General features: G+C 70.4%; 8 protein-coding genes. All 8 read left to right on the top strand.

What is annotated here, in order from left to right:
* The first annotated feature begins 92 nt into the window (after positions 1 to 92).
* Positions 93 to 872, top strand: coding sequence for an ESX secretion-associated protein EspG (locus ACFWPJ_RS23525; protein WP_378854554.1), 780 nt, complete (start codon positions 93 to 95; stop codon positions 870 to 872).
* Positions 873 to 900: 28 nt separating this feature from the next.
* The gene (locus tag ACFWPJ_RS23520; RefSeq protein WP_378854553.1) at positions 901 to 1,233 is read left to right on the top strand and encodes a hypothetical protein; all 333 of its coding nucleotides are present in this window, start codon (positions 901 to 903) and stop codon (positions 1,231 to 1,233) included.
* A gap of 25 nt (positions 1,234 to 1,258) precedes the next feature.
* A complete protein-coding gene (locus tag ACFWPJ_RS23515) occupies positions 1,259 to 1,555 on the top strand; it encodes a YbaB/EbfC family nucleoid-associated protein (protein WP_378854552.1) in 297 nt (98 codons plus the stop codon).
* 100 nt (positions 1,556 to 1,655) lie between these two features.
* Entirely contained in the window at positions 1,656 to 1,967 is a 312-nt protein-coding gene (locus ACFWPJ_RS23510) for a type VII secretion target (RefSeq protein WP_378854551.1), read from the top strand.
* 2 nt (positions 1,968 to 1,969) lie between these two features.
* On the top strand, positions 1,970 to 3,319 hold the full coding sequence (locus tag ACFWPJ_RS23505) for a hypothetical protein (protein ID WP_378854550.1): 1,350 nt from the start codon (positions 1,970 to 1,972) through the stop codon (positions 3,317 to 3,319).
* 25 nt (positions 3,320 to 3,344) lie between these two features.
* Entirely contained in the window at positions 3,345 to 3,656 is a 312-nt protein-coding gene (locus tag ACFWPJ_RS23500; protein ID WP_378854549.1) for a PE family protein, read from the top strand.
* 15 nt (positions 3,657 to 3,671) lie between these two features.
* A complete protein-coding gene (locus tag ACFWPJ_RS23495) occupies positions 3,672 to 4,658 on the top strand; it encodes a PPE domain-containing protein (protein WP_378854548.1) in 987 nt (328 codons plus the stop codon).
* Positions 4,655 to 5,350: ESX secretion-associated protein EspG (locus ACFWPJ_RS23490; protein WP_378854547.1), on the top strand; the 696-nt coding region annotated here is incomplete at its 3' end. The genes ACFWPJ_RS23495 and ACFWPJ_RS23490, both read left to right, overlap by 4 nt.

Here is a 5,350-nt window from a genome sequence, read left to right as displayed (position 1 = left end):
GAACACAAGTGCGCCGACTACCTGGATTCGGTCGATCACCTCGACGAAGCGATCGGTGAGGCCCCGATCGTCGCCCGACCGGTGGTTGAGCAATGACAACGGTTTTCGAGTTCTCCCCGCTCGAATTCGTATCGATCTGGGACGTCTTCCGGGAGGAGAAGCTCCCGGAGCCGCTCAGTTACCGTGGCCCCGCGTCGACCTACGACGATGCGCTGCAGGCGAAAAGACGTGCCTGGCAGGACCTCCGTCAGCGCAACGACCGTGAACTCGACGCGCTCATCGGTGCGATGACCCAGCCCGACATCAGGATCGTGGTCTGGGGGATCGATTGCCGTGCGCCGTCGAACCCGAAGCGCGCGCTGCGGGTACTGGCGGTGCGCAAGGGTGAGACGTCGTTCGTCATCCAGCAGCAGCCAGGCGAAACGATGAGCCACTCGACCGGTTTCACGGTGACGAGGCACGACGCGATTTCGATGGGCGATGCCGTTGCGAGCTTGTTCCCCGCCGCCGAGGCCGGTCGCCGCAGGGACTTCGAGCTCATCGACACCGCGACGACCGATCTCGACTTCGGTTATGGGCGTTCGCTCGTGCACGAGGACGGCGACGACTCCGCGGCCCAGGCAGCGGCCTTCTTGCGGGAGCCGGAGGATTTCGCGGGCACCATCGACATCGAGCAGGGCTGGTCCCGATTCGGCCCCCGTGGCATCCTGCGTCTGCACCTGGCTTGGCGGGATCTCGTCGACGACGGTCGGTACGTGATCGTGCCTGGTTCGCCGGCGAAGGCCGTTCCCGCCGATCGCAGGCGGCTGGTCTCGCTGATCAACAGCCAGATCGCGGAAATTGTCAGAGCCATCAGGGATGATCGGGCGTAGTGATGTTCGGCCAGACGGGAGGGGAGCGATGGACGAGTTTCCGACCGAGTTCACCGCGGCGTCGTTGACCGGTGGGATCGTGGTGCGCACCACCGAGCAGGGATTGCCGGTGGGGATCTCCGTGGACGGCGACCAGCTGCGGCGTGATCCGGGCGAACTCGCCGCCGAGATTCTGCGGTTGTGCCAGAAGTCGGCCAAGCGGGCCGGTCTGGCGCGGCGGAACCAGCTGGCGGAAGCGGGGTTCGACCCGGCACTGCTCGCGGCGACGGGGCTGCCCACCGAGGCTGAGGTCGCGGCGGCGGAGATCGTCGAAGAACAGGAATACGACACCGAGCCGGACAGCTGGCTACGGTCGGTCTAGCGAGCGGAGAGGGGAGGACACGGCGATGGTCGAAACCATGGACGAGCTGATCGCGAAGGTGCGGGGACAGCTCTACCGCCTACAGGACTTGACCGAGGCGACCAACGACATCCGGGCACAGGAGACTTCGCCCGACGGCGCGGTGACGGTGACCGTCGACGGTGCGGGCGCCCTGGTCGGCCTGGAGCTCACGGGGGCGATCGCGAAGCTCTCGCCTGCCGAATTCGAGCGGGTGCTGACCCAGACCGCGCAGTCCGCCGCGCACCGTGCCTTCGGCGAACGGGCCGAGCTGGTGACGGCTTACAACCGAACCGGCATGTGAGATTCAGCTGATCTTCACCGCCGATTTGTGTGGCGCCGGTTTCCGACGGGTAGATAAAGTAACGAAACACCATGGGCTGTTTCGAGATTGGACGAGAGCCATGAATCACGTTGCGGTAGTTCCCGATGCAGTGCGTGCGTACGCGGGTGCCTCGGCCACCATGGCGGCGGGCGTCGCCCAGGCCGGTGCGGTCGACCAAGCCGCCACCATGGCCGCCGCGGTACCGGTGTTCGGCCTGATCGGCCAGGAATTCCTGATGTCGTTCGCCTACGCGCAAGCCAACCACCTCACTTCGATGGCCGAGCTGGCCGCGGTGCACGCGGGCACCGCGCTCACCGCCACCCAGGCCGCCGCTACCTATGAGGGCGCCGACGGAGCGTCCAAGCTGGGCATCGCGGCGGTCGATCAGTAGCCATGACCTACCCAGGGGGAGACTCGACCGGCGCGGCGGCGTCTGTCGATCCGACCGTGCTCGAGTTGCTGCGCGGCAGCTCGCTGGCGCCGATGCTCGACCAGCCGGTGAGCCAGGTCCTCAGCTCGATGGGACTGCCGCAGCTGCCGCAGCTGCCGGAGTTCATCCAGCTGCCGGAGATGCCCGCGCTGCCGACGATCGACCTCACCGCGCTGATGCAACCGCTCACCGACCTGGCGTCCGCGTTCGGTACCGGCGCGCTCGGCGGCACCAGCTCCACGTCGGGCACCTCGTCGAATCCGGCTGACGCGCTGACGAATATCAGCTCGGTGCTCGAGACGGTGATGTCGCTCGGTTCGACCGCGCTGCAGACGGCGATGCAGCTGTGGCAGAGCGCCGCGGCGACCGAGGCGACGAACAAGGCGACAGCGGCCCAGGCCGACGGAGCCAAACTCGCCACCCAGAGCACCCAGGAGAAGGCGGTGCTCACCCACGCGGCGGGCAATGTCGCCGTCGGCGGCGCCAAGCTGGCCGCGGTGATCGCGCGCTACTCGGCGACCCTGGCACTCGCCCCGCTCTACGCGGCGACACCGGGCGGGCAGGCGGTGCTGATCGCGGCGACCATGGAGGCGATGGCCGAGGGCCTGGCCATCACGGCCGAGACCAAGGCCGAGATGGTCGCGCGCAGTGGCGAGATGGCACAGGCCGGCGAGAAGGTCCCGGTGACCAACGCGCCGACCGGCGTCGACGCGAGCAGCGAGTCGCTGACCCAGCTGATGAGCCTGATCACGCCGTTGATCAGCACCGCGAGCACCGCGGTGTCCTCGCTGAGTTCGCTGGCCGGACAGGTGAGTTCGCTGTCGACCAGCACCACCGGTGACTCGACGGCCGCCGGCACCGAGATCTCCGCCACCGGCGAGGAATCCGCCGAGGAACTGGCGTCCGCGGGCGGCGCCGGTGGTGGCGGCGCGATCGGTGCGGTCGGCGCGATCGGCGGCGCGGGCGCGGCATCGTCACCGCTGAGCCCGTGGCAGGGCGGTCGCGGTGGCGGCGGTCTGTCCACGGTCGGCAGCACCGGTGCGGTCGGCGGCGGCTCCGGTGGCGCGAACATGACCACGGCATCGGCGAGTGGCACCTCGCCGGGCGTCATGCCCATGGGTGGCGCGGGCGCGGGCATGCCGATGGCGCGCGCGGTGGACGGCGGCGGCAACGAGGCCGTGCACTCGCAGCTGGTCACCGGCAACCACGGCGACGAAGTCGTCGGCCAGATCGCGGGGGTGGCGACCCCGGTCGTCGGCGCCGCCGAACCGGTGGTCGACGACGCACCGCCGGACAAAGAACTCTCACTGTGACACGGCACCATGACAGGAGTGGCAGATGAGTAACACCTTCGAATTCGATGCGGCCGCGGCGAGCAAAGCCGCGGCAGCGCTGGACGGCATCGCCGACCGGCTCACCACCGAGCTGACCGCGGTCGCCCCGGCCCTGCACGTCGCACCGGCCGGTGTCGACGAGGTGTCGGCGCGCGCCGCGAACACGGCCAACGGTGTCGCCGACGACTACCTGACCGGTGCCGAGGCGGGCGCGCACGAGATGAGCAAGCTCGCCGCCACCCTGCGCGCGCAGGTCAGCGAGTTCGATCGGATGGAAACCGACAACACCAGCGGCTTCACCGGGCCTGCGGCGTAGAGGTATTCGTCACCGATGATCGAACCACCGCAGCCCGGATTCACCGGCGTGGTGTGGGAGGCGCGCGAGCCCGACAAGCTCGCCACCGACCTCACCACCGGTGCCGGACCGATGCCGATGGCCGACGCGGCCGCCGCCTGGACGCGGCTCGCCGCGGCCTTCGGCGCGGCCGTGCTCGACTACGAGCAGGTGCTGCAGACCTTGCGTGGCTCCTGGAAGTCCGGGAGCAGCGAGCAAGTGTGGGAACGGATCTCGACACTGCGCGAGTGGCTGATCGACACCGCGGCCGCCGCGACAGCCAACGCGGCCAGGCTGCAGGCGCAGGTTCTCGCCTACGAGGTGGCGGCGCTGGCCATGCCCAATGCCGCTGATATCGCGGCCATCACCGCTATGCAGCAAGCCCTCGAACAGGTCGGTACCGCCCTCGGCGCCCCGATCAAGGCGATCGCGGCGCAGTCCGACGCCGACGCCGACGTCGCCAAAGCCGTTGCCTCCCGGGTGATGCGCAGCTACGAGGCGGCCACCGAACCGCTGGCGACGCCGTGGCTGCACGCGCCGCCGCCCCCGATCGCGTCGGAGGCCGCGCTGGCCGGTGAACAATCCGGCCAGGCCGCCACCACGCCGACACCGGGTGCGGTGGCGATGCCAGGAATCGGCGCGATCGGTCTCGGCGCGCTGCCGTCGATGCCCACGCCCGTGCAAACCGCTTATCGTGCACCGGTTTTCGTTCAGTCGGCCACCGCGGTGGGCGCCACCGCACAGCCGGCACCGGTCACCACTCCCACCGGGCAGGCGGCCCCGCTCGTCCCCGGTGCCATGGCGCCCGGCGCCGGCGCCCAGGACACCGCCGCCCGTTTCCCGCGCGCCGGTATCGCCTACGAGGAGGCCGACCAGCTGGTCGCCGAAGGCGAGATCCAGGCCGCGCCCGCCGTGCTCGGTGTCGCCGAGCGCGCCGCCCCGCAGACCGCAGGCGGCACCGCCACCGCGGAGGGACGGCCATGACCACCCTCACCAACGATTCGCTGCTGGCCGTCGCCGACCGGCTCGGCGTGCAAACGCTGCCCCTGGTCCTGGCCGTCGGCCCGCAGCAGGACACCTTCGACGCCTGGCGCGCCGCCAGGGACGCCGCCGTCGCCGAGCTCACCACCCTCGGCGTCTTCGACGCCTACGGCGATGTCGAGCCCGAGCTGGCCGACGCCCTGTTCACCCTCGCCCAACCCGACGCCGAGCTCGTCGCCCGCAGCTACGGTGACGAGGACCGGCGGCGAATCTGCCTGGCCCGCCGCGGCTCCGGCCACGCCAGCGCCGTGCGCACCGGAGCGAACTTCGAGATCACCACCAACACCATCGACGGCTCGGACCGTGAACTCGCCCGCCTGCTGCTCGCCGCGCTGCCCACCTGCGCGCCTGCCGAGGTGGCCGCGGTGAGTGTCGCGGCCGACGACCTGGCGGCGCGCCTCGACGCCGCCGAAACGACTTCCCAGTACGTGGACGCGATGTATGCGCTCGGTATCGACGCGCACCAGGCGACCGTGCTCGGCGCGGCCTTCGGCACCTGCCGTGGCTACACCGAGATCGTCGCCGTAGTCCACCACGACGGGCTGACCACCCGAGCCCCTGGCGCGGTCGCGGTGTACGACACCCCGCGCGGCCGGATCGTCGTCGCCCCGATGACGGCGCCCCACGGGCCGGGG

The organism is Nocardia sp. NPDC058497, from assembly GCF_042720195.1.
In the GTDB taxonomy this organism is placed as follows: Bacteria; Actinomycetota; Actinomycetes; order Mycobacteriales; family Mycobacteriaceae; genus Nocardia.
This window is presented reverse-complemented; position numbering and strand designations above follow the sequence as displayed.